Raw genomic sequence first — 26,852 nt, 5'->3', positions numbered from 1 at the left:
GGGCATTCTTCGGCCTTCGGGCGGGGCAAGATCACGACTCTGGCTTACGGTGCACCCTCGCGACCCAGTCCGCCGGTTTGGCGATCTCGGCCTTGGTGGGGAGCGTGTTGGGTGAGGTCCAGACCCGGTTGAAGCCGTCCATACCGACCTCGCCGACCACGGCGCTGACGAAGCGCTCTCCGTCGCGGTACTGACGGAGCTTGGCGTCGAGTCCCAGGAGCTTGCGCAGCGCCTGGTCGAGGCGGCCCGCGCCACGGGCCCTGCGCTGCTGGAACTTCTCCCGGATCTCGGCGACGGAGCCGACGACCTCGGGCCCCACACCGTCCATCACGAAGTCCGCGTGCCCTTCGAGCAGGGACATCACGGCGGTGAGGCGGCCGAGAATCTCCCGCTGGGCGGGCGTCTGGACGATCTCGACGAGGCTGCGGCCCTCGCCCTCCTCGCCCTCGGGGCGGCCCGCGCCGGACAGCGACTGGGCGGCCTCACGCAGGCGCTCCAGGACGGTCATCGGGTCGACGTCCGTCTCGTCGAGGAACGACTGGATCTCGCCCTTCAGGTGGTCACGGAGCCACGGCACACCGGTGAACTGGGTGCGGTGCGTCTCCTCGTGCAGTGCCACCCACAGCCTGAAGTCATGGGGTTCGACCTCGAGTTCGCGCTCGACGTGCACGATGTTGGGGGCTACGAGCAGCAGTCGTCCGCCGCCCTTGGCGGAGGCCGGGAGTTCGCGGGTGGCGGGGGCGAACGTCTCGTACTGCCCCAGCACTCGGGAGGCCAGGAACGACAGCAGCATGCCCAGCTCGACGCCGGTGACCTTGCCGCCGACCGCACCGAGCACGGCTCCGCCGGCGCCGCCTGGGCGCCGGTCCTGCATCTTCTCCAGCAGCGGGCGGAGCAGTTCCCGGAAGCCCGCGACGTTGGCCTTGATCCAGCCGGCCCGGTCGACGACCAGGACGGGGGTGTCCTCCGGTTCGGCCCCGTCCGGGATCATCCGGGTGAAGGAACGGACGTGCTCCTCCGAAGCCTTGGCATGCCTGCGGAGCTCCGCGACGACGGCGCGGGCCTCCTCACGGCTGATCTCGGGCCCCGGCCGCACGAGCCGGGTCGCGGTCGCCGCCGCGAGATTCCAGTCGACCATCTCGGCACCACCGATGCTCGTCATGCGTCAACCGTACGTGAGGGGGTCGCCCCGTGGAGGGGTGTTGGGCCGCTCACCGGGGGCCTTCGACAAGAGCGGTGGCCAGGGTGTCGAGCGAGGACTGGGCTTCGGCCGGTGAGGTCGTGCCGGTGGCGAGGAAGGCGAAGGCGAGGAGCCGGCCTCGCGTGTCGACGACGGTTCCGGCGAGTGTGTTCACTCCGGTGAGGGTGCCGGTCTTGGCGCGGATCAGGCCGGTGCCCTGGGACTTCTCGGTGTAGCGGCCCTTCAGGGTGCCGTTGAATCCGGCGACCGGGAGGCCCGTGAGAACGGGGCGGAGTTCGGGGTGCGCGGGGTCCGCCGAGAGGGCCAGGAGGCCGGCGAGCAGGGCGGCGGTCACCCGGTCGTTCCGGTCGAGGCCGCTGCCGTCGGCGAGATTCGCGCCGGCGGTCGGCAGGCCCAGTTTCTTGAGCTGTGCGGTGACGGCCCGTCGGCCGCCCGCGAAGTCGGGCCGCTCACCCGTCGCCAGCGCGGTCTCACGGACGAGCGCCTCGGCGATGTCGTTGTCGCTGTTGGTCAGGGCCCGCTCCACGAGCGCGGACAGCGGCTGCGAGCGGTGGGTGGCGACGGTGCGGGACTTGGCGGGGGCGCGGTGGCGGGCGGGCGGGGCCTCGACGCCGATGCCCGCTTCGTCGAGCAGCTCGGCGAAGGCGCGTGCGGCGTCCCCAGCGGGGTCGGCGGTGCGCGGGGCGGGCCCGTAGGCCGAGCCGTCGAGCCGGCCTTCGTCGACCATGAGGGCGCTGACGGGGGCGATGTTCTCGTTGGGGCCGATGGGGTGAAGTGGGGGCCCGGTGTAGCGGGAGGTGTCGTAGGTGAGCTCGACGCTACTGATCTCCTGCTCCCGCACCGCGTCCGCCGCGTCGGCGGCGAGGCGGCGCAGGGCGGCCTTGTCGAGGGTGGGGTCGCCGCCGCCGACGAGGGTCAGGGTCCGCGAGTCCGCGGACGCCCGGACGGTCGTGGCGATGCGGTGGTCGGGGCCGAGGGCGCGGAGCGCGGCGACGGTGGTGGCGATCTTCACCGTGGAGGCGGGCGTCATCGGGGTGCCGGTGCCCTGGCCGTACAGCTGCTTCCCGGTGGCCGTGTCGATGACGGCGCCGGTGCGGCGGGTGCCGAGGGCGGGGCCGTTCAGGAGGGGGCCGAGGACCGCGGTGAGACCGGCGGCGTCCTGGGGCGCCGTCCGGGTGACGGGGCCGCCCAGTGCGGTGAGCACGGCGGGGGCGCTGGGCGCCGGCTTCGGAGCGGCGGGCGTGCTGCCCTCGTGATGTGCGCCACCTGTACGATCCCGGGCGACCACCCGGTCCCGCTCGGCCTTACGCTGACCGGAGTCCCAGGGGCCGGCGGCGACGACGGCGCCGGCGGCCACGAGCAGTCCGAGCACCGCGGAGCCTGCTACGAACTGCCGACTGCCCGACCCGATCAGCCGTTTCCGGTTCTTCGGGTCTTTCAGCCTGTCCCACATGTTCGACGGACGGATCGACGGTCTTTCCACCGGCTCGGCCACCGTTGACCAGCCCCTTTCGCGAGCACCCATCTGCGTGGGGGACACTTAATCACCAGTCGTATGTGTTGATCATGGAGGAGCCACCCGTGGAGTTCGACGTCGTTATCGAGATCCCTAAGGGTTCGCGGAACAAGTACGAGGTGGACCACGAGACCGGTCGGATCCGCCTGGACCGTCGACTCTTCACCTCGACCAGCTACCCGGCCGACTACGGCTTCGTCGAGAACACCCTCGGCGAGGACGGCGACCCGCTGGACGCGCTCGTCATTCTGGAGGAGCCGACCTTCCCCGGTTGCCTCATCAAGTGCCGCGCCATCGGCATGTTCCGCATGACGGACGAGGCCGGCGGCGACGACAAGCTGCTGTGCGTCCCGGCGTCCGACCCCCGGGTGGAGCACCTGCGCGACATCCACCACGTGTCGGAGTTCGACCGCCTGGAGATCCAGCACTTCTTCGAGGTCTACAAGGACCTGGAGCCCGGCAAGTCCGTCGAGGGCGCCGACTGGGTGGGCCGCACCGAGGCCGAGGCCGAGATCGAGGCGTCCTACAAGCGTCTTGAGGCGCAGGGCGGCGCGCACTGACGTAACACTTCCGGTTCCGCTTGGGCCAGTGGTCCGGGCGGGTCGGTGTAACGGGCGGCACCTTCACGGGGTGCCGCCCGTTTCGCGTCCCGAGCCATGTCCGTGCACATACTGGGCACGAGACAGAGCCCTGGGCGCAGCCGAGGAAGCGCAGCCGAAGAAGAGCGAGGTCGAGTGGTGGCGGAACAGGGCGGTCCGGAGGACCAGAAGCCCCAGTCCGACGAGGCACGCAGCGCCTTCGTGCCACCCGCGGGCGTGGACCAGCCCGCCGCGCCGGTCGAGGACGACCATCCGACATCGGAGTTCGCGCTTCCGACCGGCCTGCACACGGACCCCTCGGGGGCGCCGGGGACGGGCCCGGGTTCCGGTTCCGGTTCCGGTTCCGGGTCGGACACGCTGACGTCCGCCTTCGTGCCGCCGCGCGCCTACAGCGCCCAGCACGCACCGCCGGCCTTCACCCCGGCGCACGGCAGCCCGATGATCCGGCTGACGAAGGAAGCCCCCTGGCAGGACCGGATGCGCACCATGCTGCGGATGCCGGTGACCGAGCGGCCCGCGCCCGAGATCATCCAGAAGACCGACGACACCGGTCCGGCCGTACCGCGCGTGCTCGACCTGACGTTGCGTATCGGGGAGTTGCTGCTGGCGGGCGGCGAGGGCGCGGAGGACGTCGAGGCCGCCATGTTCGCGGTGACGCGTTCGTACGGCCTCGACCGGTCCGAGCCGACCGTCACCTTCACGCTGCTGTCCATCTCGCACCAGCCGTCGCTGGTCGACGACCCGGTGACGGCGAGCCGGACCGTACGCCGCCGCGGCACGGACTACACCCGGCTGGCCGCCGTGTTCCGGCTGGTGGACGACATCACCACCGAGGACGTCGAGGTGTCGCTGGAGGACGCGTACGGGCGTCTCGCCGAGATCCGCCGTAACCGGCATCCGTACCCCGGGTGGGTGCTGACGTGCGCCGCGGGCCTGCTGGCCGGTGCGGCCTCGGTGCTGGTGGGCGGTGGTGCGCTGGTCTTCATCGTGGCGGCGGCCGGCGCGATGCTCGGGGACCGGCTGGCGTGGCTCTGCGCGGGGCGCGGGCTGCCGGAGTTCTACCAGTTCCTGGTTGCGGCGATGCCGCCCGCGGCCATGGGAGTCCTGCTGACGCTGACGCATTCCACGGACATCCGCCCGTCCGCGGTGATCACCGGTGGGCTGTTCGCGCTGCTGCCGGGGCGGGCCCTGGTGGCGGGTGTGCAGGACGGCCTGACCGGCTACTACATCACCGCGGCCGCCCGGCTCCTGGAAGTCATGTACTTCTTCATCGGCATCGTCACCGGGGTGCTGCTGATCCTCTATCTGGGCGTGCAGCTGGGGGTCGGGCTGAATCCCGAGGCGCGCTTCGTGGCCGTCGACCGGCCCGTGCTCCAGATCCTGGCGTCGATGGCGCTGAGCCTGGCCTTCGCGCTGCTGCTCCAGCAGGAGCGCTCCACCGTCCTCATGGTCACGCTCAACGGAGGCGTGGCCTGGATCATCTACGGGGCGATGGCCCGCACGGGCGAGATCTCACCGGTGGCGGCGACGGCGGTGGCGGCCGGTCTGGTGGGGCTCTTCGGCCAGCTGTTCTCGCGCTACCAGTACACCTCGTCGCTGCCGTTCATCACGGCGGCGATCGGCCCGCTGCTGCCGGGCTCCGCGACGTACTTCGGTCTGCTGGGTGTGGCCCAGGGCGAGCTGGACGCGGGGCTCGCCTCCCTGTCGACCGCGGTGGCGACGGCGCTGGCCATCGCGATCGGGGTCAACCTGGGAAGCGAGATCTCGCGGCTGTTCATGCGGGTGCCCGGGGCCGTCGGGGGTGCGGGCCGCCGCGCGGCCAAGCGGACGCGCGGCTTCTGATCCCGTACGCGAGCGGGTCAGCGCCTGGCGTGCCGGCCGCGCTGCCCCGACGAGGGGTTGCCACCGGCGGCCGGGCCGCCGCCGGAGTGGCCGGGACCGCCGCCCGGGTGCCCCGGGCCGGCTCCGGGGTGCCCCGGGCCGTCCTGCCCGCGCGCGGCTTCCTTCTTCGACTTGCCGCGGGCGCGCAGGAACTCGATGGCGATCGGCAGCACGGAGATGAGCACGATCAGGATGAGGATCATCTCGATGTGCGCGTGCACGAAGTCGATCTTGCCGAGCATGGCGCCGAGGACGGTGACGCCGACGCCCCAGAGGATGCCGCCGATGATGTTGTACGTGATGAACGAGCGGTAGTTCATCCGGCTCACACCGGCGATGATCGGCGTGAACGTACGCACCACCGGCACGAAGCGGGCCAGGACCAGGGACTTCGGGCCGTACTTCTCGAAGAACTCGTGGGCCTTCTCGACGTTCTCCTGCTTGAAGAGGCGGGAGTCGGGGCGCGTGAAGAGGGCCGGGCCCACCTTCCGGCCGAAGAGGTAGCCGACCTGGTCACCGATGATCGCGGCCAGCGCGACCAGGGTGCAGACCAGCCACAGCGGGGTCGTCAGCTTCCCCGTCGTCACCAGCAGACCCGTGGTGAACAGCAGGGAGTCGCCGGGCAGGAAGAAGCCGATCAGCAGACCGGACTCGGCGAAGACGATGGCGAGGACGCCGATCAGACCGAACTGGTTGATCAGATAGTCCGGGTCCAGCCAGCTCGGGCCGAGCGCAAGCGTATTCAAGGGTCCGGGCTCCAGGATCGATCGATGGCGGCTGCGTGGCCGCCCCAAGCTATCAACGCTGCGGGGCGCCTCCGGGTTCCAACGGCGTAGGCGAAAATGCACAGGGCGCGAACCGGGGCAAAGCTGTCCCCCAGGAGGTGCCACAACCATGGGCATTGAGGACTACGGCGGCGGACAGACGGCTCAGGCCGATGTGCTCATCGTCACGACGAACGACGTTCCCGGCCACCAGGTGACGCAGGTGATCGGCGAGGTGTTCGGCCTGACGGTCCGCTCGCGCCACCTGGGCAGCCAGATCGGCGCCGGGCTGAAGTCGATGATCGGCGGCGAGCTCAAGGGGCTGACGAAGACCCTGGTCGAGACCCGCAACCAGGCGATGGAGCGGCTCGTCGAGCAGGCCAGGGCACGCGGCGCCAACGCGGTGCTGATGATGCGGTTCGACGTGTCCGAGGCCGCCGACGTGGGGACGGAGGTCTGCGCGTACGGGACGGCGGCGGTGATCAGCAGGCTGTGAGAGGTACGGGGGCGGGGCGCCCCGCTCCCGTACCGGCAGGTCCTACGCCCGGCGCTCGGCGTTGGCGTTGATCGCGTCCCGCAGGTGTTCGGCCAGGCCCGGCCTCATCGACTCGTAGTAGGCGCGGAACTGCGGGTCGGAGACGTACATCTCGCCCAGCCCGCGGTGGATCGTGAGCGTGCAGTCGTAGAACCAGGTGGTGATGTGCTGCCGGTGGTCCTCGGCGAGGTCCATCGCCCGCTCGCCGGTGGCCGGCTCACCTGCCTCCATCAGCGCGTTGTAGCGCTCGCCCCAGTCGGCGACCTCCGCCTGCATGCGCTTCCAGTCGTCCTTCGTGTAGCGGGCGGCCCGGCGCTGCGACTCGGCGTAGGTCTCGGTGCCGCCCCAGCGGCGCTCGGACTCCTCCGCGTGCTCATCCGGGTCCTTGCCCCCGAAGACCTCGAACTTCTCCTCGGGTGTGAGGTTGATGCCCATCTTCTTCGCCTCCATGGCTGTTTCGACGGCGGCGGCCATCTTCCGCAGTGCGGCGATCCGGTCGGACAGCAGCGCGTGCTGCCGGCGCAGGTGTTCCTGCGGGTCCGCTTCCGGGTCGTCGAGCAGGACCGCGATGCCGTCGAGCGGGAATCCGAGCTCCCGGTAGAACAGGATCTGCTGCAGCCGGTCGAGGTCCCCGTCGTCGTAACGGCGGTGGCCCGCGTGGCTGCGCCCGCTCGGCGAGAGCAGGCCGATTCCGTCGTAGTGGTGCAGCGTGCGCACCGTGACTCCGGCGAACTCGGCGACCTGGCCCACGGAATAGCTCACGGCTCCCCGCTCCCTTCTGTTGTGCGGTACGCGCCTCAGCCTGGGCCCTGACGTCACGTGAGGTGCAAGGCGGAAATCGCGCGACCCTCTGAGAACTTTGAGAGTTATGCCGCTTTTACGCCGTTATGGTGAGCCGGTGGCTCCCGAATCGCCCTCCCCCGTGCCCATCGCACCCACCGCGCCCACGCCGGCCCATCGGCTGCTGATGGTCATCGTGCCCGCCCTCGTCGTGGGAGTCGTCTCCGCGCTCGTGCTGCTGGGCGTCAGCCTGCTCGCGGAAGAACTCCAGGACGTGCTCTGGAAAACCCTTCCCGACGCGCTCGGCGTGGGCGGGTTCTCCTCGCTGTGGATGATCGTCATGCTCACCGCGACCGGCCTCGCCGTCGGCCTGGTCGTCCGCACCGTGCACGGACACGCAGGCCCCGACCCGGCCACCACCGGGCTGGTGGACGCCCCGATGGCGCCCGGCGTTCTCCCCGGTCTGCTCCTGGTGACGATGCTGTCGCTGGCCGGCGGGGTGAGCCTCGGGCCCGAGAACCCGATCACGGCCGCGAACATCGCGCTGGCCTTCTGGCTCGGCCGCCGCGCGCTGCCCGGGGCCCCGGCCGAGCTGTGGATCTACCTCGCGGCGGCCGGCACCATCGGCGCCCTGTTCGGCACACCCGTGGCCGCGGCGCTGATCCTCTCCGAGAGCCTCGCCTCGCGCCCCGCGCCCGGGGCGCTCTGGGACCGGCTCTTCGCCCCGCTCGCGGCGGGCGCCGCGGGGGCACTCACCATGACGCTGGCAGCCCATCCGAGCTTCGACCTGTCGCTGCCCGAGTACACGAAGCCGGCCTGGGGCGACCTGCTCTCCTCGGTCCTGATCGCCTCCGCGGGGGCCCTGCTCGGACTGGTGGCGGTGTACGCGTTCCCGGTGGCCCACCGGCTGTTCAGGGCACTGAGGCATCCGGTGCTCGCGCTGACCCTGGGCGGGCTGCTGCTCGGCCTGCTGGGGGCGCTGGGCGGCCATCTCACCCTCTTCAAGGGGCTCGAAGAGGTGAAGGAACTCGCCGCGCATCCCGGCGACTGGACGGCCGGGGAGTTCGCCGTCATGGCGGTGGTGAAGACGGTGGCGCTGGTCGTCGCCGCGACCTGCGGCTTCCGGGGCGGGCGGATCTTCCCCGCCGTATTCGCCGGGGTCGCGCTCGGGCTCTGCGCGAACGCCCTGGTCGACTCCGTGCCGCCCGCGCTCGCCGTGTCCTGCGCGGTACTGGGCGTCCTGCTGGCCGTGACCCGGCAGGGCTGGCTGAGCCTGTTCACCGCGGCCGTCCTGGTGAGCGACACAGCCGTGCTGCCCCTGCTCTGCATCGCCTCGCTGCCGGCCTGGCTGCTGGTGACCGGGCGCCCGCAGATGCAGTTGCGCGAGGACGGTTCGCCGCTGAGGTGAGGGGCGGCCGGCCGGCCGTGGGGCACCCCTCTTCGGCGCGCCGGGTGGGACGAATGTCCGTATGGTCGGATTCATTCGGTCTCGTCCGGCCGGTACGCCGGGCGCGGACCCCGACCGCCGCCGTGAGCCGAGAAGGGCTGCCCGCCGATGCCGCTTCACAAAGGTGCCCACGGGCACGAGGACGAACCGCCCGAGGAGCAGCGGAGGCTCGCCCTCAACCCGTTCTTCGGGGAGGCCGACCCGGCGGCGGGGATGACGTCGGCGCCGCCCAGGCACCGGCTGCCGGACGGGCCGATGCCGCCGTCGACCGCGTACGGGCTCGTGCACGACGAGCTGATGCTCGACGGGAACGCCCGGCTGAACATGGCCACGTTCGTCACCACCTGGATGGAGCCGCAGGCCGGGGTGCTGATGAGCGAGTGCCGCGACAAGAACATGATCGACAAGGACGAGTACCCGCGTACGGCCGAGCTGGAGCGGCGCTGTGTGTCGATGCTCGCCGACCTGTGGCACGCGCCGGACCCGGCGGCCGCCGTGGGCTGCTCGACGACGGGTTCCAGCGAGGCGTGCATGCTGGCCGGGATGGCGCTGAAGCGGCGCTGGGCGGCCCGGAACTCCGACCGCTACCCGGCCACCGCACGGCCCAACCTGGTGATGGGCGTCAACGTGCAGGTCTGCTGGGAGAAGTTCTGCACGTTCTGGGAGGTCGAGGCCCGGCAGGTCCCGATGGAGGGCGGCCGCTTCCATCTCGATCCGCAGGCCGCCGCCGAGCTCTGCGACGAGAACACGATCGGGGTGGTCGGGATTCTCGGCTCCACGTTCGATGGTTCGTACGAGCCGATCGCGGAGCTCTGCGCGGCGCTCGACGAACTCCAGGAACACACCGGCCTGGACATCCCCGTCCATGTGGACGGGGCGTCCGGGGCGATGGTGGCGCCGTTCCTCGACGAGGACCTGGTGTGGGACTTCCGGCTTCCCCGCGTCTCGTCGATCAACACCTCGGGCCACAAGTACGGCCTGGTCTACCCCGGGGTGGGCTGGGCGCTCTGGCGTACGGCCGCGGAGCTGCCCGAGGAGCTGGTCTTCCGGGTCAACTACCTGGGCGGCGACATGCCGACGTTCGCGCTCAACTTCTCCCGGCCGGGAGCGCAGGTGGTGGCGCAGTACTACACGTTCCTGCGGCTGGGACGGGAGGGATTCCGGGCGGTGCAGCAGGCGTCACGGGATGTGGCGCGCGGGCTGGCGCTGAAGATCGAGAGCCTGGGTGACTTCCAACTCCTGACCCGGGGAGACGAGTTGCCGGTGTTCGCGTTCACCACGGCGCCGGATGTGAAGGCGTACGACGTGTTCGATGTGTCGCGGAGACTGCGGGAGCACGGGTGGCTGGTACCGGCGTACACGTTCCCGGCCCACCGGGAGGATCTGTCCGTGCTGCGGGTGGTGTGCCGGAACGGGTTCTCCTCGGACCTCGCCGAGCTGCTGGTGGAGGACATCCAGCGGCTGCTGCCGGATCTCCGGGCACAGGGGCACCCGTTGAGTCGTGACCGGGGAGCGGCGACGTCGTTCCACCACTGAGGCGCGGGGTTCCGTCAGTCGCTCGGCTGCCCGGCCCCGCCGGGGGCCGGGCAGGCCGGCTGGGGGCCGGCGTCAGTTGTCGAGGTTCCTGAAGCGGCTCACCGCCAACGGGAAGAACACCGCCGTCAGTGCCAGCGGCCAGGCCACCGCCAGGAGTTCGGCGTGGTCCGAGGCCCAGGTGCCGCCCGCCGCGCCCGGGTTGCCGAACAGGTCGCGCACCGCCGTCGCCGTCGCCGACATCGGGTTCCATTCGACGACCGCGCCCAGCCAGCCCGGCATCGACTCCGGGGTCGCGAACACGTTGGAGAGGAAGCCCACCGGCCACACCAGGATCTGTACCGCCTGCACCATCTCCGGCTTGCCCGCCACCATGGCCAGCTGGATGCCGACCCACAGCATGGCGAACCGGAAGAGCAGCAGGAGACCGACCGCGCCGAGTGCGGCGGCGATGCCGTTGTGCCAGCGCCAGCCGACCGCGTAACCGACGCCGATCATCACGGCGAGCGCCGCCACCGACTGGAGCATGTCCGCCACGCTCCGGCCGACCAGGACCGCGCCCGAGACCATCGGCATGGAGCGGAAGCGGTCGATGACGCCCTTGCCGAGGTCCTGGGTGACGGCGAGCATCGTGCCCTCCAGGCCGAAGGCCATGGTGAGCGCGAGCATGCCGGGCACCAGGAACTCGGTGGTGTCGCCGTCGACGCCCCGGCCGCCGCCCACCAGGTAGTTGAACATCAGGAGCAGCATCACCGGGAAGACCAGGCCGACGACCACCTGGACCGGCTGCCGTGCCCAGTGCGCCAGTTCGCGCCGGGTCATGGTCCAGGAGTCGGCCAGCGCCCAGCCGACGCGGCTCGTGCCCGCGGCCTTCGTCGTCGCTGCCGCCGTTGCCGTACCCGCACTCATGCCGCCACCTCCGCGTCGTCCGGCGTCCGGTCCGTGAGGGACAGGAACACCTCGTCCAGGGTCGGGCGCCGTACCGCGATGTCCTCCGCCTCGATGCCCGCCTCCTCCAGCGCCCGTACGGTCCGGGTCAGTGCCGCCATCCGGTCCGGTGCGGGCGCGCTGAGCAGCCGCCGGTCCTCGTCCACGGCCACGCCGCCCCCGAGGAGCGCCGCCGCTTCCCCGAGCCGGGCCGCGTCCCGCAGGACCACGTCGATCCGGTCGCCGCCCACCATCGCCTTCAGCTCGTCGGCCGTCCCGTCCGCGATGGCCCGCCCCCGGTCGATCACCGAGATGCGGTCGGCCAGCTGGTCCGCCTCGTCCAGGTACTGCGTGGTCAGCAGTACGGTCGTGCCGCCGCCCACCAGGGACCGCACCGCGCCCCACACCTCGGCCCTGCCGCGCGGGTCCAGGCCGGTCGTGGGTTCGTCCAGGAACAGCACCTCGGGGTCGGTGATCAGCGAGGCGGCCAGGTCGAGCCGGCGCCGCATGCCTCCGCTGTACTGCTTGACGGGTTTGCGGCCGGTGTCGGCGAGCCCGAACCGCTCCAGCAGGGCGTCCGCCCGTACGCCCGCCCGGCGTGCGCCCAGGTGGTACAGCCGGCCGAACATCTCCAGGTTCTGCCGGCCGCCCAGCTCCTCGTCCACCGCCGCGTGCTGCCCGAGCAGGCCGATCCGCTGACGGACCTCGCGCGCATCGGTGCGTACGTCGAGTCCCGCCACCTCGACCCGGCCCTCGTCGTGCCGGAGCAGCGTCGACAGGATCCGTACGGCCGTGGTCTTGCCCGCCCCGTTGGGGCCCAGCACCCCGTGCACGGTGCCGCGGCGGACGGTGAGGTCCAGCCCGTCCAGGGCGTGCTTGTCCCCGTACCGCTTGTGAACGCCTTCTACGACGATCGCGTCGGTCAAGATCTCCACCAGCTCCTTGTGTAGTCAAACTTGACTAGATGGAGGAAGGTATCCCACCCGAGTCCATTCGTCAAACTTGATTAGTCGTCGTCCCCGGGATCGGGAACGCCGGTCGCGTAGGGGTTCTCCTCGCCCTCGCCGAGCACCCCGACGAAGGGCTCCCCCTCACCCGCGAAGGAGTACGCGCCACCTTCGATCCGGGCGATCAGGCCACGCGTCCATGCGGCGCCCGCGTCCGCCGAGTGCACCCACAGGTGCATGATCTCCCCGATGTGACCGAGCGATTCCGGGCCCTCCTCAGGGGTGTAGTACTCGGTCACCGAGGTCCGCCACGCCTCGATGGCCGCGATCCGCCGCCGCAGCAGCGTGACCGCCTCGGACCGCTCCAGGTCGACGATGAAGCCGATGCCCGCCGAGAGCACGTCCATCTTCTGGTCGTACGAGGTGATCGCCTCGCGCAGGAGGGTCAGGAACTCCCGCGTGCCCTGCTCGGTGATCTCGTACTCGGTGCGGGGCGGACCGCCGGCCGTGGACGGCGCGACCTCGTGCGCGACCAGCAGTCCCTGCTTCGCCATCTGCTTGAGAGCGTGGTAGATCGATCCGGGTTTCGCGTTGGACCACTCGTGCGCGCCCCAGTACTCCAGGTCGTTGCGGACCTGATAGCCGTGCGCACGACCGTGCTGACGCACGGCTCCGAGGACCAGCAGCCGGATCGCGGACATTCCCACACTCTTTCTATTCAACTTTGACTAGATGCGTCCTCAGCGTAGCCCTCATCCCGGGAATCGTCTCGCCCTCGACCAGCCGGAAGCTGTCGGCAGCGCGCCGCGCTCGTCGCTGTGCGCCTCGGAGGGAACGTGCGTGACATGGCGACCGCCTGGTGATCGTGCCGGTGTCCTTCTTCCTGACACCGAGCACGTTACGAACCCTTGCGGTCAGCTCCTGTCCTCAACGCGGCACTTCAGAGCGGAAATCGCGTCCGTCCGTGCTGGATGGACATCCACTTCTGCGTCGTGAACGCCTCCACCGCGGCCTCGCCGTTCAGCCGGCCCATCCCGGACATCTTCTCGCCGCCGAAGGCCACGAGCGGGTCGTCCTGGACGGTGGAGTCGTTGACGTGGAACATCCCGCTGACGATCCGCCGCGCGAAGCGCACACCGCGCTCCACGTCCTTGGTGTGCACGGCGCCGCTCAGTCCGTACGGGCTGTCGTTGACGATCCGTACGGCCTCGTCCTCGCCCTCGAACGGCACCAGCAGCGCCACCGGGCCGAAGATCTCCTGCGTCAGCAGGGGGGAGTCCTCGGGCAGCCCGGCCAGCACCGTCGGCTCGACGAGATTGCCGCGCGTGCGGCCCCGTACCAGCGGCGTGGCGCCGTCGGCGATCGCCTGGTCGACCAGGGCCGTCAGGGCGTCCGCCTGGAAGGCGCTGATGACCGGGCCGATACGGGTCTCCGGATCGCGTGGGTCGCCGGTCCTGAGGCCGGCCACCGCGGCCGTGAACCGCTCGGTGAACCCGGCCTCGACCGCCCGGTCCACCAGGATGCGGTTGGCGGCCATGCTGACCTGCCCCTGGTACAGGAAGCGGCTGAAGACGGCGGCCTGGACCGCGTAGTCGATGTCCGCGTCCTCCAGCACCACCAGGGCACTGTTGCCGCTGAGTTCGAGGATGACCCGCTTGAAGAGGCCGCCCGCCGTCGCGGCGATGTGCCGGCCCACGCGGTCGGAGCCGGTGAACGAGATCACCTTCGGCACGGGGTGCGCGATGAACGAGTCGCCTATCTCCGCGCTGTCCGTGATCACTACGTTGAGCAGTCCGGCCGGAAGCCCCGCGTCCTCGAAGATCTTGGCCACCAGGCCGCCGCCGACCAGGGGAGCGTTCTGGTGGGGCTTGACGACGACCGCGTTACCGAGGGCCAGAGCGGGGGCCACGGACTTCATGGTCACCAGGAAAGGGAAGTTGAAGGCGGAGATCACGCCTATGACCCCGACGGGCACCCGGTGGACGCGGTTCTCCTTGCCGTCCACCGGTGAGGGCAGCAGCCGGCCCATCGGGCGCAGGGCCTGACCGGCCGCCGCGCGCAGGAATTCCTGGCAGATACGGACCTCGTACTCCGCCTTGAGACGGGTGCCGCCCAGTTCGTCGACAATCGCTTCGACGATCACTTCGGAGCGTTCCTCGATGATGTCCACGGCGCGGCTCAGCACGGCACGGCGCTCGTACGGACCGGACGCGGCCCATGCCCGCTGGGCGCGTTCCGCGGCGCGGTAGGCCCTGTCCACCTCCAGCGAGGTGGCGACGGTGATCGAACTCAGCTTCTCGCCGTTGTAGGGATTGATATCGATGATGTCCCACGAGCCGCTGCCGGTCAGCCACTCGCCGTCGATGTACTGGTAGGCCAGTTCATTGAAGTAGGACATGCAATCCCTTACTGCAGGCGCAGACTCCCGGCCGGGCTGATACGACGTCATCGTACTGATAAATCACGTCAGTTGAAGGAGACCGCGAAGCAGATCGCGACTCTCTTCGGGGCCCGGACTGTCCTCCTGGAGGCGAATCATGGCCTTTTCGTACTGGGCGACTTCCTCGGCCTTGTCCAGATACAGCGCACTTGTCAGCTGCTCCAGATAGACGAGGTCCGACAGATCGGATTCCGGGAATCGCAGCATCGTAAATGCACCGCTCTCTCCCGCGTGCCCGCCGAAACTGAAGGGCATCACCTGGAGAGTGATGTTCGGCTGCTCCGACATATCGATCAGATGCCGCAATTGCGCACGCATCACCTCGCGCTCGCCGTACGGACGGCGCAGCGCCGCCTCGTCGAGCACGGCGTGGAAGCGGGGGGCCCGCTCGGAGACGAGCGCCTTCTGCCGCTCCAGCCGCAGCGCGACCCGGCGGTCGATCTCGGCCGCGGGAGCGCCGCGCATACCCCGGGAGACCACGGCATGGGCGTACGCCTCGGTCTGCAACAGACCGTGAACGAACTGGACTTCATAGATCCGGATGAGCGACGCCGCTCCCTCCAGACCGATGTACGTCTGGAACCAGCCGGGCAGTACGTCACCGAAACTGTGCCACCAGCCTGCCACGTTGGCCTCACGGGCCAGACCGAGGAGGGAGTCGCGCTCCACCTCGTCGGCGACGCCGTAGAGCGTGAGCAGGTCCTCGACGTCCCTGGCCTTGAAGCTCACCCGTCCCAACTCCATGCGGCTGATCTTCGATTCGGAGGCGCGGATGGAGTAGCCGGCCGCCTCACGGGTGATGCCGCGCGACTCGCGCAGGCGCCTGAGCTGTGAGCCCAGCAGGATGCGCCGCACCACAGAACCACTCGACTCGCCTGCCGGCACTGGTCCAACCCTCCCCATCGCTTCCCGGACATCCGGGGTTCCCCCGAACCCCGAGTGCCGGATTCTGCCACCAAAACGCTTCAGCCCGTACTCATTCGATTACGGAAATGGGAAGACTTGCAGAAAGCTGCGGATCTGCCCAGGGGAAGAAATGAGTAAGAACCGGCACGCTGTCGGGCAGGTCCGGCGCGTGCACGTGCATCTGCCCTTGCATCTGCCCTGCGCATTCGGAACGATGGCCATTGCGCACCTGCGTGCTCGTTCGTGTTGTGCCGCTGTACCCCCCGCAGTACCGCTACAGGCAGTGCCGCTACAGCCGCGAATCCCGGGAGTGCCTCGCATGGGGACGAATGGATCGACGATGCTCGAGCCGTTACGGCAGGGGCTTCCACCTACCGACCCCTCAGCGGTCGCGGGATCGGCCTCCTGCACGTTGCCGGCTCGCTACGAGGCGGTGGGCGGAGCACGGCAGTTCACCAGGAAGACGCTCACCCAGTGGGAACTGACCGAGCGGTTCGACGACGTCGCCCTGGTCGTTTCCGAACTCGTCACCAACGCCCTGCGTCACGCCCTGCCGGCGGATGTCGCCAGGGACCCGCACGATCCGCCCGTACGGCTGCACCTGATGCACTGGACGTCCCGCCTGGTGTGCGCGGTGCGCGACCCCAGTCGGAGCGGTCCGGTGGCCGGTGAGGCCGCGGACTCGGCGGAGTCGGGTCGTGGGCTGTTCCTGGTGGAGTCGTTCAGCGACTCGTGGGGCTGGCACCCCTCCCCCGTACTGGCCGGGGAGAAGCTGCCCACCGGGGCCATGCGCGGCAAGGTGGTCTGGGCACTGTTCCGGCTGCCGGACGGCGGAACGGCCGACGACGCGCGGTGAAGCGCTGGGTGCCGACGCGCGTAGAGGAAGCGTCGTCGGCGGTGGCGGTTACGGTCGCGATGGCGGTTGCGGTGGCGACGGCGGCGCGATCCTGAACCCGGGCGGTCGGCCGCCGGTGAACAGGGTCGGCCGTCCGTGGCCGGGGTCGGTCGCGCCCCGTGTCCGGGGGTCAGCCGCCTGCGGCCAGGTGGTCGAACTCCCCGTCCTTGACGCCGAGCAGCAGCGCCTCTATCTCGGCCGGCGTATAGACCAGGGCGGGCCCGTCGGGGTGGCGCGAGTTCCGCATCGCCACATTCCCTCCGGGCAGTTTGGCGAACTCCACACAGGAGCCCTGGGAGTTGCTGTGTCTGCTCTTCTGCCAGACGACTCCGCGGAGCTCTGTGGCTGCCATGCCGTTGTACACGTGGTGCACAGGACGCTCCCCGAGTTGCAAGGTGCAAGTGTCAACTAGCTCGGATCATAGCTGTGTTCATATGCCAATGCATGAGCAGATGCACGTGCACGCGGGGTGTTCCTTTGATTACAGCTTTGCCCCCACCTGCCCGCCCTTCCGATGAAGAGACGAACGGCACGCCTATTCGGCTCCGTATCAAGGGAGTTGCTTCTACGCCGCTGGTAGTTTGGCGCGGTCTTTCGACCGAAATCCAACAGGGGGAAGTCCACATGGACAGGTTTGTACGCACCGGAGCCGTCGTTACCGCGGGCCTTGTGGCCGCGCTCGCACTGACGGCCTGCGGCAGTGACGGGGACGGCAGTGGCGGCCGGAAGGGCAGCTCGGGCAAGGATTCCAGTTCTGGTTCCGATTCCGGTTCCGGTTCTGCTTCCGGTTCTGGTTCGGCGTCCGGGCAGACCGGAAAGCCCGGTGCCGGCGCTTCGAAGCTCGAAGGCACCTGGGCGGGGCTGACCGACGGGAAGGCCGTCGCCCTCTCCGTCGCCGCGGGCAAGGCCGCGCTCGTCGCCGAACAGCACGTCTGCTCGGGCGAGGTGAAGGACCACGGCAAGGTGATGCTGTCGCTGACGTGCACCGACGGCAACACCGACCGCACCATGGGATCCGTCGAGTCCAACGACGGCAAGACCATCGTCGTCTCGTGGGACGCCGGGGCCAAGGACACGCTCACCAAGACGGAGGGCGGCGCGCTGCCCACGGAACTTCCGGGCATGCCGACCCCCTGACGACCTCTGCCCTAGCGATCGGCTGCCCGGCGGCCCGGAGTACGACGGTCGTCGGCGCCGCTGCCGCCCCTCTCCCCGGTGTCCAGGCTCCGGGAGAACTCCTCCAGCGCTTCGAGGAGCAGGCCGGCGCCCTCGCGCACGACGGGGTCGGGGACCGGGACGGGGATCTCCGGGACGGCCTCCTCGGTGGCCTCCGTGGGGGAGCCCGTGAAGGCGTTCACGACGTGCGAGCCGGATTCCTCGGTGTCCCAGTGCGCCACCGTTTCGCGTACCGCTTCCCACTCCGGTACGCGACGCTCCCGCACCGCCTTCGCGCCCTTCTCGGTGGCCTTCCGCAGGGCGGCGGCCAGTTCGGCGGCACCCGGTACGGGGGCGGCCGAACCCGCCGGCAGATGCGCCTCAAGCACCATCGCGACCCGGCCGAGCCGCCCCAGGGCGTGCTGGGCGTCGTCGGCGGCCGCCCGGGAGATGCCCCGGTGGCGTACGGGCTCGTGCTGGGCCGTCGCCAGCGCCTCCTGCCAGGCGACCCGGGCCTCCCGGGTCGCCAGCAGGGCCGCGCGTACGTCCTCGTTGCTCCGGGCCGACGGATCGGCGTACTGGTCCACGACGGTGGCCGCGTACCGCCCGTCCGAGACCAGCCAGTCGGCGAGGCGGTTGCGCAGCCGGGGCGTCTCCCAGGCCGGGTAGAGGGCGTACGAGACCATCGCGAGGATGCCGCCCGCGAAGGTCAGGCCGACGCGTTCGGTGACGGTCTGGGACCAGTCGTCGCCCGCCATGCCCAGCAGGAAGACGACGTAGGCGGAGACGCAGATCTGGCTGATCACGTAGCCGGTCCGCATCAGGAGGTACATCAGCAGGGCGCAGACCACCGACAGGGCGGCCAGGAGTGTGGTGTCCGGGCGGGCGGTCTGCACGATGACGCCGGCGAGCGCGACCCCGACGACGGTGCCGCCGAAGCGGGCCACGGAACGGGAGTACGTCTGCGAGAAGTCCGGGCGCATCACCATGACGGCGACCATCGGTGCCCAGTAGCCATGGCCGAACGGCAGGGCCACGCCCACCAGATAGCTCGCCGCCACGACCGCCGAGACCCGGATGGCGTGGCGCAGGACGGGTGAACCGCGCCGCACCTCGCCACGCATCGTCGTCAGCACGACCGGGACCAGCCGCAGCAGCGTGGGGCGGCGGCGGTGCGGGGCGTCCGTGACGGCGGTGTCCCCGTCACCCGTACCGCCGCCCTCGGCGATCTCGATGACGTCGTCGAGCAGCGCGGTGAGCCGGTCGGCGGCGCGGCGCGGCGGGCCGGCGAAGATCACCTCGGTGTCCGGGGTCCGGAGCGCCGCGAGGGCGGGTGCGGGGAGCCGCACCGGGTCGCCGTGCCGGATCGCGCGGGCCGCCGCGTCGAGCACGGACGCGGCGGCGCCGAGCAGTTCGCGGGCCCGGTCGCGTTCCGGCCCTTCCGCCGGGACGCCCAGCGCCGGGTCCGCGAGCGAGGCGAGGACGGGCCTGATCCGTTCGGCGACCCCGCGGGCCCCGTGCAGTTCGGCGGGCCTGCGCCGGGCCTGCCGGGGGGTGACGGCGGCCGCGCTGCGGGCGGTCATCATCAGGACCGGGTCGAAGTCGGCGAGCGGGTCGTGGCGAAGCCGTCGGGCGTAGTCGCCCACGCCGGCGAGAGCGTCCGCGAGCGCGTCCCGCTGGGCGCCCCATCTGCGTACCGGGAACAGGACGATCAGCGCGGCCTGGACCACGCCGCCGACCGCGATCATCGCCGCGTGGACGGCCGCTTCGGCGACGGAGGCGGGCAGGGTGACCGTCACCAGCATGATCGCGACGTTGGACGAGGCGATGATGCCGCCGGTCGGCCCGGCCGCCCAGGCCAGGCCGGACACGAACGTCCAGAGCACGAGCACGGCGACGAACAGGGCGGTGTGCGAGACGGTGAGGTAGCCGATGAACGTCGAGACGGCCAGGCTGGCACCGGAGACCAGGGCGAGGACGGGTCTCGGCCGCCAGCTGCGCTGGAAGGTGGCGATCGCCGCCTGGTACGCGCCGAACGCGGAGCTGGCTGCGATCACGGGCCCGAAGAGGGCCAGGCTCGTGCCGAGGACGAGGGCGAGACCGGCGGCCCCGCGGATCGCGATGAGCGGTTCGAGGCGCCGCCGCTCGAACGTCAGCCCCGAGCGGGCGGTCTCCTTCAGCGCCCGGAGCCAGCTCATGGGCCGAGCCTAGCCGCAATACCCGACAAGGCCGACTTGAGCGGAGGACCAGCTCCTACCGGCTGATACGCCGCCCACCGGTCAATTCCGGCCCTTGTTCAGCGGTCGATTCCCGGTCCGCTTCTTCCCATCCGGGCCCGGTCCGCGGCGGCCGTGCCGTGGGTCCATCCGTCGATGTCCGTGGCGCCGCGCACCCGGGTGGTGGTCGTCTTCGGGAACATCCGCTCGGCGGTGTCGGTGACCGCGACGTCCCTGGCGGCCAGGACCGGCAGCAGACTGCCGGGAGCGGCGTGTTCCGTTCCGTCCCCGGTGCCGTCGCCCGCGTCTGCCGCCGCGGTGACCCGGGCGGTGTCGGATGCGAGGCGGCTGCCGAGCCGCTGGGCGTACGCCATCAGGAAGGACTGCCGGAAGGTCTTGGTCCGCTTGCGCCCGCCGGCTCGCTGGCCGGCCTCGGCCTTCGTCATCGCGGCCGTGCCCTGCACGAGCAGGGAGGTGAAGAGCAGTTCCACGGCCTCCAGGTCGGGTTCGAAGCCGACGACTGTCGTGAAGCCGGCCTCGCTGTTCCACACGGCCTGGCAGCGGTTCGCGGAGGCGACGGCGTCGAGCAGGATCGCCTTCGCCGTCTCGTACGGGGCATCGACCCCGATCCGGCAGGCGCCCGGCGTCTCGTCGCTGTGGGTACGGGCGGCGATCAGTGCCTCGTCGATGCTGTGCCGGGCCATCAGCTCCTGCGCCTTGGTGGTGAGGGCCTCGGCCTCCTCCGGGAAACCGGTGCCTTCCGCCTTCGCGAGGAGGGCGCGAATCCGCGTGAGCATGCGGGATTCGCCGTGGGCGGGCGGCTGGTGGAGACGGTCGGCCGCGGTCCCGGGGGCGGGGCCGACGGGCTCGATGGCGGGGAGGCCGAGCAGCAGGCGGTACAGGCCGATGAGGGCGCAGGCGTACGAGAAGCGGTCGGGCCGGTTCCTGGGAGCGGGGGCGGGCAGCGCGGCGAGCTGGTCGGCCCAGCGTGGCGGGAGGTACGGGTACCTGGCGGTCTCGGCCGTGATCAGGGCGGCCGCGAGCTCGGCTCCGCTCTCGTCCAGCTCCCGCCGGACGATCCGGACGACATCGGCGGGCTGCCAGCCGCGGGCCCAGGCGCGCCGGACGAACTCCTCGCCGCGGGCGTGCACCTCGTCGTCGGCGGCGGGGGCCGCGGCGAGGAGGGAGGCACCGGTGTCGAGGCCCGTGTCGTCGTGCGCGTACAGGGCTGCTGCGAATGCCTGGTCGATCACCGGTTCCATGAGGTCAGGGTAGGTGGGGGCGCGGGAATGGGAACGGGGCGGTGGCGGGGTGGGCGCGGTGGCGGGGTGGGCGCCCTCACGGCACCAGCACCAGCTTCCCCCGCACGTGCCCCGTCTCGCTCGCCTCGTGTGCCTTCGCCGCGTCGGACAGCGCGAACGTCTGCGCCACCGGCACCCGCAGCTCCCCCACCGCCGCCAGGCGAGCGCTCTCCGCGAGGTGCTCGCCCGGAACGGCGCCCGCACCGGAGGAAAACGCCACCCCCAGCCTCGCGGCGTCCGCGTCCGCGATGGTGACGATCCGGTCCGTGCCGCCGCGCAGCTCGATGGAGTCCGGCAGCGCTCCCCGGCCCGAGGCGTCGAAGACCGCGTCCACCCCCTGCGGGGCCACTTGGTGGACCCGGTCGACCAGACCGTCCCCGTACGCCACCGGGACCGCGCCGAGGACGCGCAGGTAGTCGTGATTGGCCGGGGACGCGGTGCCGATGACCGTGGCGCCCCGCGCCGCCGCCAGCTGCACCGCCGCGGAGCCCACCGCTCCGGCTGCCCCGTGCAGCAGCAGCGTGTCCCCCTCCGTCACCGCGAGTTCGTCCAGCACGCGGGAGGCCGTCCCGGAGGCGACCGGCAGCGCGGCCGCGGCCTCCCAGCTCAGATCCGGCGGCTTGCGGGTGAGGGCCCGTACGTCCGCCAGCGCGTGGGTGGCGTACGAACCGGTGGCACTCGTGCCGAGCACCTCGTCGCCGGGTACGAAGGCCGTGACGCCCTCGCCGATCTCGTCGACCACCCCCGCGACATCGCTGCCGGGAGTCGCGGGCAGAGGTGTGGTGAAGACCTGTTCCATCCAGCCGCGCCGGATCTTGTAGTCGATCGGGTTCACCCCGGCCGCCCTGACCTTCACTCGGACCTGGCCGGGTCCCGGGTGCACCTCGTCCACCTGGGCCAGGTGCAGCACCTCGGGGCCGCCGAACCGCTCGTACACGATCGCTTCCATGCGTCGATCCTCACGGCCCCGATTCGGTCCTGCGACCCGGAGCCGCCGTCCGGGCCGTTGTCAGTGGCGGGTGCCAGACTCGGTCCATGACCGAACGTTGGGCTCTGGCCTCGGCAGAGGGCGGCGGTGCACTGCTCGCACCGCTTGACCGGGACGGGCTGCCCGCCGGTCCCGTCCTCGCCGAACCCGACCTCGTGGAGGCCGTCCGGTCACGGCCCGACGTGCTGCGCTGGGTCTGGCGGTCGACCGCCGAGATCTATCCACGACTGCTCGCGGCCGGGGTCCGGGTCGAGCGCTGTTACGACGTGGAGTGCGCCGAGCTGCTGCTGCTCGGGCACGAGGGGCGCCTCGGGGAGCCCCGCTCCGCGGCCGCTGCCTTCGCCCGCCTGCACCACACCGCCGTGCCTCCCGATCCGCCGCCCCGGTCCGCCGAGCCCGGATCGCAGTCCTCCCTCTTCGAGCCGCGGTCGGGGACGGACGTGCCCTTCGACGCGCTCCTCGCCGTCTATGCCGAACAGATGCGCCGGCATGACGCGGCGGCGCATCCGGGCCGCATGCGGCTGCTCACCGCGTCCGAGTCGGCCGGAATGCTCGTCGCCACGGAGATGAACCGGGCGGGTCTGCCCTGGCGGGCGGATGTGCACAGGGACCTGCTGCACGAGCTGCTGGGCGAGCGGTACGCGGGCGGCGGGGAGCCCCGCCGGCTGGCCGAGCTCGCGGACGAGGTCTCGGCTGCCTTCGGCAGACGCGTGCGCCCCGACCTGCCGAACGATGTGCTGAAGGCGTTCGCGCAGGCCGGGATCAAGGCCAGGTCGACCCGGCGCTGGGAGCTGGAGGAGCTGGACCACGCGGCCGTGGAGCCGCTGATCGCGTACAAGAAGCTGTACCGGATCTGGACGGCGCACGGCTGGAGCTGGCTCCAGGACTGGGTCCGTGACGGCCGCTTCCGACCGGAGTACCAGCCGGGTGGCACGGTCAGCGGCCGGTGGACGACGAACGGCGGCGGCGCCCTGCAGATCCCCAAGGTCATACGGCAGGCCGTCGTCGCGGACGAGGGCTGGCGGCTGGTCGTCGCCGACGCGAACCAGATGGAACCGCGCGTCCTGGCCGCGATCTCCCGCGACCGGGGGCTGATGGAGGTGGCCGGGCACGACGGCGACCTCTACAAGGCCCTGTCCGACCGGGCCTTCCACGGCGACCGCGACCACGCGAAGATCGCCCTGCTCGGCGCGATCTACGGCCAGACGTCCGGCGACGGGCTGAAGAACCTGGCGGCACTGCGCCGGAGGTTCCCACAGGCCGTCGCGTACGTCGACGATGCGGCGAAGGCCGGTGAGGAGGGCCGGCTCGTACGGACCTGGCTGGGCCGGACGAGCCCACCGGCCGCCGGGGCGGGGGAGGACGAGGAGGCGGGCATTCCGCAGGAGGCAGCGGAGGTGCGGGGCGAGGGCGGTTCAGAGGGCTCGGGAGACACCGAATTCACTCCGGGATACGCCTCGTCGAACGCTCGCGCGCGGGGCCGTTTCACGCGGAACTTCGTGGTTCAGGGCAGCGCCGCCGACTGGGCGCTGCTGCTCCTGGCCGCACTGCGGCGGACGCTCGCCGCCGGACAGCTGCGGGCCGAGCTGGTCTTCTTCCAGCACGACGAAGTGATCGTGCACTGCCCGGCCGAGGAGGCCGAGACCGTGGTGGAGGCGATCCGCGCGGCCGGGGAACTGGCCGGGCGGACCGCCTTCGGGGAGACACCGGTGCGGTTTCCGTTCACGACGGCCGTCGTCGAGCGCTACTCCGACGCCAAGTGAGGCCCGGGTGGGGTCACTTCTGGAGCTTCAGCCACTCCGCGCTGGTCACCAGTGCGGTGAGCTGCTCGCTGGTCAGCGGGCTAGGACCACGTGGCGGCCGACGCCTGGTCGCCGGAGTTGAAGGCCGGCACGACCGGCCGCGGACTCGCCGAACCCGGATGCGTTGGCCGGAGGGTGGGGCAGAGGGCCCCGCCCACACGGCTGACCGCGCGGACGGGAGAACGGCTGATGGGCTGGGCCGAGGACGTCCACATGCGCTGGTGACTCCCCCTCGGGCGGTGGCCCGGGTAGGTTCCCCTCATGCACACAGGCCAACCGCTGGGCTCAGGACGCACCGCCGATGTGTACGCGATCGACGAGTCCTGGGTCCTGCGCCGCCACCGCGACGGCACCGACGCCACGCCGGAACTGGCCGTCATGGCCTACCTCGCCGCCACCGGGTTCCCGGTCCCGCGCATAGGCCCGCCCGCCGGTCCCACGATGCCGGTCTCCGATCTGGTGCTGCAACGGCTGACCGGCCCGACCATGGCCGAGGCCCTGCTCGCGGGCACGCTCAGCGGCCCGGAGGGCGCCGAGATGCTGGCGCGGCTCCTGCGCGAACTGCACACGATCCCGCCCCGGCTCTCCCACGACCCTGACGACCGGATCATCCATCTCGATCTGCATCCGGAGAACGTGATGCTGACGCCCCACGGGCCGATGGTGATCGACTGGAGCAATGCCTCAGAAGGCCCGCCGGCGCTGGACCGGGCCATGTCGTGCCTGATCCTGGCCCAGGTCTCGCTCGGCCCTACGTTCCCGGCGGGAGCCGCCGTCCGGGCTCTGCTCGCAGAGCTGCTGCACCGGCTCGCCGAGGACGGCGGCGTACCCGCCGACGCCCTCGCCCGGGCCAGGACGCTCCGGACCGCGGACCCGTTCCAGACCGAGCGGGAGCTGGCGGTACTCGACGAGGCGGCGGAGCTGGTCGCTGCCACGGCGGCGGGCTGAACCGCGCCTCGCGGCTACCCCCGCAGATAGGCCAGTACGGCCAGCACCCGGCGGTTCGTCCCGTCCGTCAGCGAGAGGTCGAGCTTCGTCAGGATCGAGCCGAAGTGCTTGCTGACCGTGCCCTCACTGACCGACATCGCCTGTGCCACCGAGGCGTTCGAACGGCCCTCGGCCATCAGCGCCAGCACCTCCTGCTCACGTGCGGTGAGCCGGGACAGCGGATCGCGGCGGTGCCTGAGCAGTTGGCGTACGACCTCCGGGTCGACCACGGTGGCGCCGTCGGCGACCCGCCGGAGCGCGTCGACGAACTCCTCCACGTTGCCGATCCGCTCCTTGAGGAGGTAGCCGACGCCCGTACCGTCGGAGGAGTCCAGCAACTCCTCCGCGTAGGCCCGCTGGACGTACTGACTCAGGACGAGGACGGGCAGCCGCGGCCGGGCCTCGCGCAGGGCGACGGCCGCCCGCAGCCCCTCGTCGGAGAATCCGGGCGGCATCCGCACATCGGTCACGACGATGTCCGGCCCGTGCTCCTCGACCGCCGCGGTCAGTTCGCCGGCGGTGCCGACGCCCGCCACGACCTGGTGGCCGAACCGCTCCAGCAGACCGACGAGACCCTCTCGCAGGAGCACGCTGTCCTCGGCCAGAACGATGCGCAACATCAGATCCTCAACGTCATGGGGCGGCGGGCGTACGGGACATGGCGCCCGCGCCCAGGGCGTGCACGGGAACGTCCAGCCGGAAGACGGTCGGCCCTCCGGGCGGGCTGGACAGTAGCAGGTGGCCGTCCAGCACGGAGACACGGTCGGCCACCCCCTGGAGCCCGGTGCCACCGGCCGTGTCCGCGCCGCCCGCCCCGTCGTCCCGGACCTCGACCACCAACGACCCCGCTTCCACCCGGCCGTTCACTTCGGCCCGGCTCGCCCCGCTGTGCTTGGCCATGTTGGCGAGCGCCTCGCAGACCGCGAAGTACACGGCCGTCTCCACGTGTTCGGGCAGCCGGCCCGGCAGTGCGAACTCCACGTCGACCGGCACCGCCGACCGGTCCGCGAGGTCCTCGACCGCTGCCTGAAGACCTCGGTCGGTGAGTACCTGGGGATGGATTCCCTGGATCAGTTCCCTGATCTCGACCAGCGCCGCCCGGGCCTCGTCGTGGGCCGTGGCGAGCAGACCGCCCAGCGGCTCGGCCGGGCTCTCCAGCCTGGCCAGTCCCAGCGTCATCGACAGGGCGACGAGCCGCTGCTGCGCGCCGTCGTGCAGGTCGCGCTCGATCCTCCGGCGCTCCGCCTCGAACGCGTCCACCAGCCGCATCCGCGACCGCCCCAGCTCCACGATCCTGGCGTCCGTTCCGCTGCCGCCCGAGGACAGCATCCACCGGGTCAGCGCACCCCTCGCCGCAGCCGCCACCCCCACCGGGTAGGCGAACGCGGCCAGCAGCACGGCACCGAGGAGCGCCGCGGCGCACGCCTGGGGATACGTTTCGGCCAGTCCGAGCTTCAGTACGCGCACCTCGTCGCCACCGGTGACCACGGCCATCACGACCGGTGTCGAGAGCAGCCCGCCGCAGACCGCGAGCACGGTCCCGATCACCAGCGCCTCCAACGGCCACAGCACCCAGGCGAGCAGCATGGCGAAGCCGAGCTCCTGCCAGGTGGCCCGCTCCCGGAGCCGGGTCCGCACCCACGCGTCCGGTCCGGTCCGGCCCGGGTCGCGGTGCGGATCACCGAGCGGGCCGGGGTCGACGAGCCGCAGCCGCCGACGCTCCAGCGCCGCCACCGGGATGCCGGTGAGCGCGAGCATCAGGAGGAGCGGAATGCCGATCAGTACGAGCGTCAGCGCACTGCCCACGACCGCCAGCAGCAGTACGCAGACGAGGACGGCGAGCCCGACGGGCACCCCGCTGAGCAGATAGAGGGCCGCACGCCACGGCCAGCCGCCGAGGAGGTAGCGGGGCCTTCGAAGAGCCTGTCCGATGCTGTGGGAGCGCATGAGCGCACGGTAGAAGGTGCTGGTCGGGGGCGGCCACCCAGCTGGCTCCACCTTCTGCCGGGTGCTGAGTGGAGGTGGAGCCACC

The 26,852-nt window shown here is 71.3% G+C and carries 24 protein-coding genes; 9 read left to right on the top strand and 15 right to left on the bottom strand.

Annotated features, from left to right (window positions below):
- Positions 1–31: 31 nt before the first annotated feature.
- Both ACFWSK_RS13605 and dacB read right to left on the bottom strand, forming a co-directional pair.
- Complete coding sequence (locus tag ACFWSK_RS13605; RefSeq protein ID WP_383784449.1) at positions 32–1,162, bottom strand: zinc-dependent metalloprotease; 1,131 nt, start codon at positions 1,160–1,162, stop codon at positions 32–34.
- A 49-nt stretch (positions 1,163–1,211) separates the two neighbouring features.
- Positions 1,212–2,696 (bottom strand): D-alanyl-D-alanine carboxypeptidase/D-alanyl-D-alanine-endopeptidase, encoded by a 1,485-nt coding sequence (dacB, locus tag ACFWSK_RS13600; RefSeq protein ID WP_383784447.1) that lies wholly within the window; start codon positions 2,694–2,696, stop codon positions 1,212–1,214.
- Positions 2,697–2,782: 86 nt separating this feature from the next.
- Here dacB and ACFWSK_RS13595 point away from each other — a divergent pair, with 86 nt between their 5' ends.
- A complete protein-coding gene (locus ACFWSK_RS13595; RefSeq protein ID WP_014155500.1) occupies positions 2,783–3,277 on the top strand; it encodes an inorganic diphosphatase in 495 nt (164 codons plus the stop codon).
- A gap of 174 nt (positions 3,278–3,451) precedes the next feature.
- Complete coding sequence (locus ACFWSK_RS13590) at positions 3,452–5,158, top strand: threonine/serine exporter ThrE family protein (RefSeq protein ID WP_383784445.1); 1,707 nt, start codon at positions 3,452–3,454, stop codon at positions 5,156–5,158.
- A 17-nt stretch (positions 5,159–5,175) separates the two neighbouring features.
- Here ACFWSK_RS13590 and ACFWSK_RS13585 read toward each other — a convergent pair whose 3' ends face one another.
- Complete coding sequence (locus ACFWSK_RS13585; protein WP_383784442.1) at positions 5,176–5,943, bottom strand: DedA family protein; 768 nt, start codon at positions 5,941–5,943, stop codon at positions 5,176–5,178.
- A gap of 148 nt (positions 5,944–6,091) precedes the next feature.
- Here ACFWSK_RS13585 and ACFWSK_RS13580 point away from each other — a divergent pair, with 148 nt between their 5' ends.
- Positions 6,092–6,457 (top strand): YbjQ family protein, encoded by a 366-nt coding sequence (locus tag ACFWSK_RS13580; protein WP_383784439.1) that lies wholly within the window; start codon positions 6,092–6,094, stop codon positions 6,455–6,457.
- Positions 6,458–6,499: 42 nt separating this feature from the next.
- Here ACFWSK_RS13580 and ACFWSK_RS13575 read toward each other — a convergent pair whose 3' ends face one another.
- Positions 6,500–7,258 (bottom strand): MerR family transcriptional regulator, encoded by a 759-nt coding sequence (locus tag ACFWSK_RS13575; protein WP_383784437.1) that lies wholly within the window; start codon positions 7,256–7,258, stop codon positions 6,500–6,502.
- A gap of 136 nt (positions 7,259–7,394) precedes the next feature.
- Between ACFWSK_RS13575 and ACFWSK_RS13570 the strand changes: the two genes are divergently transcribed.
- Both ACFWSK_RS13570 and ACFWSK_RS13565 read left to right on the top strand, forming a co-directional pair.
- On the top strand, positions 7,395–8,684 hold the full coding sequence (locus tag ACFWSK_RS13570) for an ion channel protein (RefSeq protein WP_383784434.1): 1,290 nt from the start codon (positions 7,395–7,397) through the stop codon (positions 8,682–8,684).
- Between the two features lie 147 nt (positions 8,685–8,831).
- The gene (locus tag ACFWSK_RS13565; protein ID WP_383784431.1) at positions 8,832–10,259 is read left to right on the top strand and encodes a glutamate decarboxylase; all 1,428 of its coding nucleotides are present in this window, start codon (positions 8,832–8,834) and stop codon (positions 10,257–10,259) included.
- A 72-nt stretch (positions 10,260–10,331) separates the two neighbouring features.
- Here the strand turns inward: ACFWSK_RS13565 and ACFWSK_RS13560 are convergent, their stop codons facing one another.
- The 5 genes from ACFWSK_RS13560 to ACFWSK_RS13540 all read right to left on the bottom strand — a co-directional run bounded on the left by ACFWSK_RS13560 (position 10,332) and on the right by ACFWSK_RS13540 (position 15,473).
- Positions 10,332–11,165, bottom strand: a complete 834-nt coding sequence (locus tag ACFWSK_RS13560; protein WP_383784429.1) for an ABC transporter permease — start codon at positions 11,163–11,165, stop codon at positions 10,332–10,334.
- Complete coding sequence (locus ACFWSK_RS13555; RefSeq protein WP_383784532.1) at positions 11,162–12,109, bottom strand: ATP-binding cassette domain-containing protein; 948 nt, start codon at positions 12,107–12,109, stop codon at positions 11,162–11,164. The genes ACFWSK_RS13560 and ACFWSK_RS13555 overlap by 4 nt, the downstream gene beginning before the upstream one ends.
- 80 nt (positions 12,110–12,189) lie before the next feature.
- The gene (locus ACFWSK_RS13550; RefSeq protein WP_383784427.1) at positions 12,190–12,831 is read right to left on the bottom strand and encodes a PadR family transcriptional regulator; all 642 of its coding nucleotides are present in this window, start codon (positions 12,829–12,831) and stop codon (positions 12,190–12,192) included.
- Positions 12,832–13,070: 239 nt separating this feature from the next.
- On the bottom strand, positions 13,071–14,528 hold the full coding sequence (locus tag ACFWSK_RS13545; RefSeq protein WP_383784425.1) for an aldehyde dehydrogenase family protein: 1,458 nt from the start codon (positions 14,526–14,528) through the stop codon (positions 13,071–13,073).
- Between the two features lie 63 nt (positions 14,529–14,591).
- Positions 14,592–15,473: a helix-turn-helix transcriptional regulator gene (locus tag ACFWSK_RS13540; RefSeq protein ID WP_173313818.1), complete on the bottom strand. Its 882-nt coding sequence runs from the start codon at positions 15,471–15,473 to the stop codon at positions 14,592–14,594.
- Between the two features lie 343 nt (positions 15,474–15,816).
- Here ACFWSK_RS13540 and ACFWSK_RS13535 point away from each other — a divergent pair, with 343 nt between their 5' ends.
- Positions 15,817–16,332, top strand: a complete 516-nt coding sequence (locus ACFWSK_RS13535; protein ID WP_383784423.1) for an ATP-binding protein — start codon at positions 15,817–15,819, stop codon at positions 16,330–16,332.
- 169 nt (positions 16,333–16,501) lie between these two features.
- On the opposite strand, the gene ACFWSK_RS13530 is transcribed toward ACFWSK_RS13535, so the two are convergent.
- Positions 16,502–16,744 carry a DUF397 domain-containing protein gene (locus ACFWSK_RS13530; protein ID WP_033296523.1) on the bottom strand — a complete coding sequence of 81 codons (243 nt, stop codon included), beginning with the start codon at positions 16,742–16,744 and terminating at the stop codon, positions 16,502–16,504.
- Between the two features lie 251 nt (positions 16,745–16,995).
- On the opposite strand from ACFWSK_RS13530, the gene ACFWSK_RS13525 reads away from it, so the two are divergent.
- On the top strand, positions 16,996–17,508 hold the full coding sequence (locus ACFWSK_RS13525) for a hypothetical protein (RefSeq protein WP_383784421.1): 513 nt from the start codon (positions 16,996–16,998) through the stop codon (positions 17,506–17,508).
- Between the two features lie 11 nt (positions 17,509–17,519).
- Here ACFWSK_RS13525 and ACFWSK_RS13520 read toward each other — a convergent pair whose 3' ends face one another.
- The 3 genes from ACFWSK_RS13520 to ACFWSK_RS13510 all read right to left on the bottom strand — a co-directional run bounded on the left by ACFWSK_RS13520 (position 17,520) and on the right by ACFWSK_RS13510 (position 21,992).
- Positions 17,520–19,724: an FUSC family protein gene (locus ACFWSK_RS13520; protein WP_383784418.1), complete on the bottom strand. Its 2,205-nt coding sequence runs from the start codon at positions 19,722–19,724 to the stop codon at positions 17,520–17,522.
- A gap of 98 nt (positions 19,725–19,822) precedes the next feature.
- A complete protein-coding gene (locus ACFWSK_RS13515) occupies positions 19,823–21,004 on the bottom strand; it encodes a DUF2786 domain-containing protein (RefSeq protein ID WP_383784416.1) in 1,182 nt (393 codons plus the stop codon).
- A 76-nt stretch (positions 21,005–21,080) separates the two neighbouring features.
- Positions 21,081–21,992: an NADP-dependent oxidoreductase gene (locus ACFWSK_RS13510; RefSeq protein ID WP_383784414.1), complete on the bottom strand. Its 912-nt coding sequence runs from the start codon at positions 21,990–21,992 to the stop codon at positions 21,081–21,083.
- A gap of 86 nt (positions 21,993–22,078) precedes the next feature.
- Here ACFWSK_RS13510 and ACFWSK_RS13505 point away from each other — a divergent pair, with 86 nt between their 5' ends.
- Both ACFWSK_RS13505 and ACFWSK_RS13500 read left to right on the top strand, forming a co-directional pair.
- Positions 22,079–23,794: a bifunctional 3'-5' exonuclease/DNA polymerase gene (locus ACFWSK_RS13505; protein ID WP_383784411.1), complete on the top strand. Its 1,716-nt coding sequence runs from the start codon at positions 22,079–22,081 to the stop codon at positions 23,792–23,794.
- A gap of 300 nt (positions 23,795–24,094) precedes the next feature.
- Positions 24,095–24,781 carry a phosphotransferase gene (locus ACFWSK_RS13500; protein ID WP_383784409.1) on the top strand — a complete coding sequence of 229 codons (687 nt, stop codon included), beginning with the start codon at positions 24,095–24,097 and terminating at the stop codon, positions 24,779–24,781.
- Between the two features lie 14 nt (positions 24,782–24,795).
- Here ACFWSK_RS13500 and ACFWSK_RS13495 read toward each other — a convergent pair whose 3' ends face one another.
- Both ACFWSK_RS13495 and ACFWSK_RS13490 read right to left on the bottom strand, forming a co-directional pair.
- Positions 24,796–25,440 (bottom strand): response regulator, encoded by a 645-nt coding sequence (locus ACFWSK_RS13495; protein ID WP_383784407.1) that lies wholly within the window; start codon positions 25,438–25,440, stop codon positions 24,796–24,798.
- Between the two features lie 13 nt (positions 25,441–25,453).
- Positions 25,454–26,767 carry a sensor histidine kinase gene (locus tag ACFWSK_RS13490; RefSeq protein WP_383784405.1) on the bottom strand — a complete coding sequence of 438 codons (1,314 nt, stop codon included), beginning with the start codon at positions 26,765–26,767 and terminating at the stop codon, positions 25,454–25,456.
- Positions 26,768–26,852: the final 85 nt, after the last annotated feature.

This window comes from Streptomyces sp. NPDC058620 (assembly GCF_042717135.1).
In the GTDB taxonomy this organism is placed as follows: domain Bacteria; phylum Actinomycetota; class Actinomycetes; order Streptomycetales; family Streptomycetaceae; genus Streptomyces.
This window is presented reverse-complemented; position numbering and strand designations above follow the sequence as displayed.

Coding starts and splice junctions, on each gene's coding strand:
- ACFWSK_RS13605 (WP_383784449.1), bottom strand. CDS start 1,162: ATGACGAGCATCGGTGGTGCCGAGATGGTCGACTGGAATCTCGCGGCG.
- ACFWSK_RS13580 (WP_383784439.1), top strand. CDS start 6,092: ATGGGCATTGAGGACTACGGCGGCGGACAGACGGCTCAGGCCGATGTG.
- ACFWSK_RS13565 (WP_383784431.1), top strand. CDS start 8,832: ATGCCGCTTCACAAAGGTGCCCACGGGCACGAGGACGAACCGCCCGAG.
- ACFWSK_RS13560 (WP_383784429.1), bottom strand. CDS start 11,165: ATGAGTGCGGGTACGGCAACGGCGGCAGCGACGACGAAGGCCGCGGGC.
- ACFWSK_RS13550 (WP_383784427.1), bottom strand. CDS start 12,831: ATGTCCGCGATCCGGCTGCTGGTCCTCGGAGCCGTGCGTCAGCACGGT.
- ACFWSK_RS13545 (WP_383784425.1), bottom strand. CDS start 14,528: ATGTCCTACTTCAATGAACTGGCCTACCAGTACATCGACGGCGAGTGG.
- ACFWSK_RS13540 (WP_173313818.1), bottom strand. CDS start 15,473: ATGGGGAGGGTTGGACCAGTGCCGGCAGGCGAGTCGAGTGGTTCTGTG.
- ACFWSK_RS13535 (WP_383784423.1), top strand. CDS start 15,817: ATGCTCGAGCCGTTACGGCAGGGGCTTCCACCTACCGACCCCTCAGCG.
- ACFWSK_RS13525 (WP_383784421.1), top strand. CDS start 16,996: ATGGACAGGTTTGTACGCACCGGAGCCGTCGTTACCGCGGGCCTTGTG.
- ACFWSK_RS13520 (WP_383784418.1), bottom strand. CDS start 19,724: ATGAGCTGGCTCCGGGCGCTGAAGGAGACCGCCCGCTCGGGGCTGACG.
- ACFWSK_RS13515 (WP_383784416.1), bottom strand. CDS start 21,004: ATGGAACCGGTGATCGACCAGGCATTCGCAGCAGCCCTGTACGCGCAC.
- ACFWSK_RS13510 (WP_383784414.1), bottom strand. CDS start 21,992: ATGGAAGCGATCGTGTACGAGCGGTTCGGCGGCCCCGAGGTGCTGCAC.
- ACFWSK_RS13505 (WP_383784411.1), top strand. CDS start 22,079: ATGACCGAACGTTGGGCTCTGGCCTCGGCAGAGGGCGGCGGTGCACTG.
- ACFWSK_RS13500 (WP_383784409.1), top strand. CDS start 24,095: ATGCACACAGGCCAACCGCTGGGCTCAGGACGCACCGCCGATGTGTAC.
- ACFWSK_RS13495 (WP_383784407.1), bottom strand. CDS start 25,440: ATGTTGCGCATCGTTCTGGCCGAGGACAGCGTGCTCCTGCGAGAGGGT.
- ACFWSK_RS13490 (WP_383784405.1), bottom strand. CDS start 26,767: ATGCGCTCCCACAGCATCGGACAGGCTCTTCGAAGGCCCCGCTACCTC.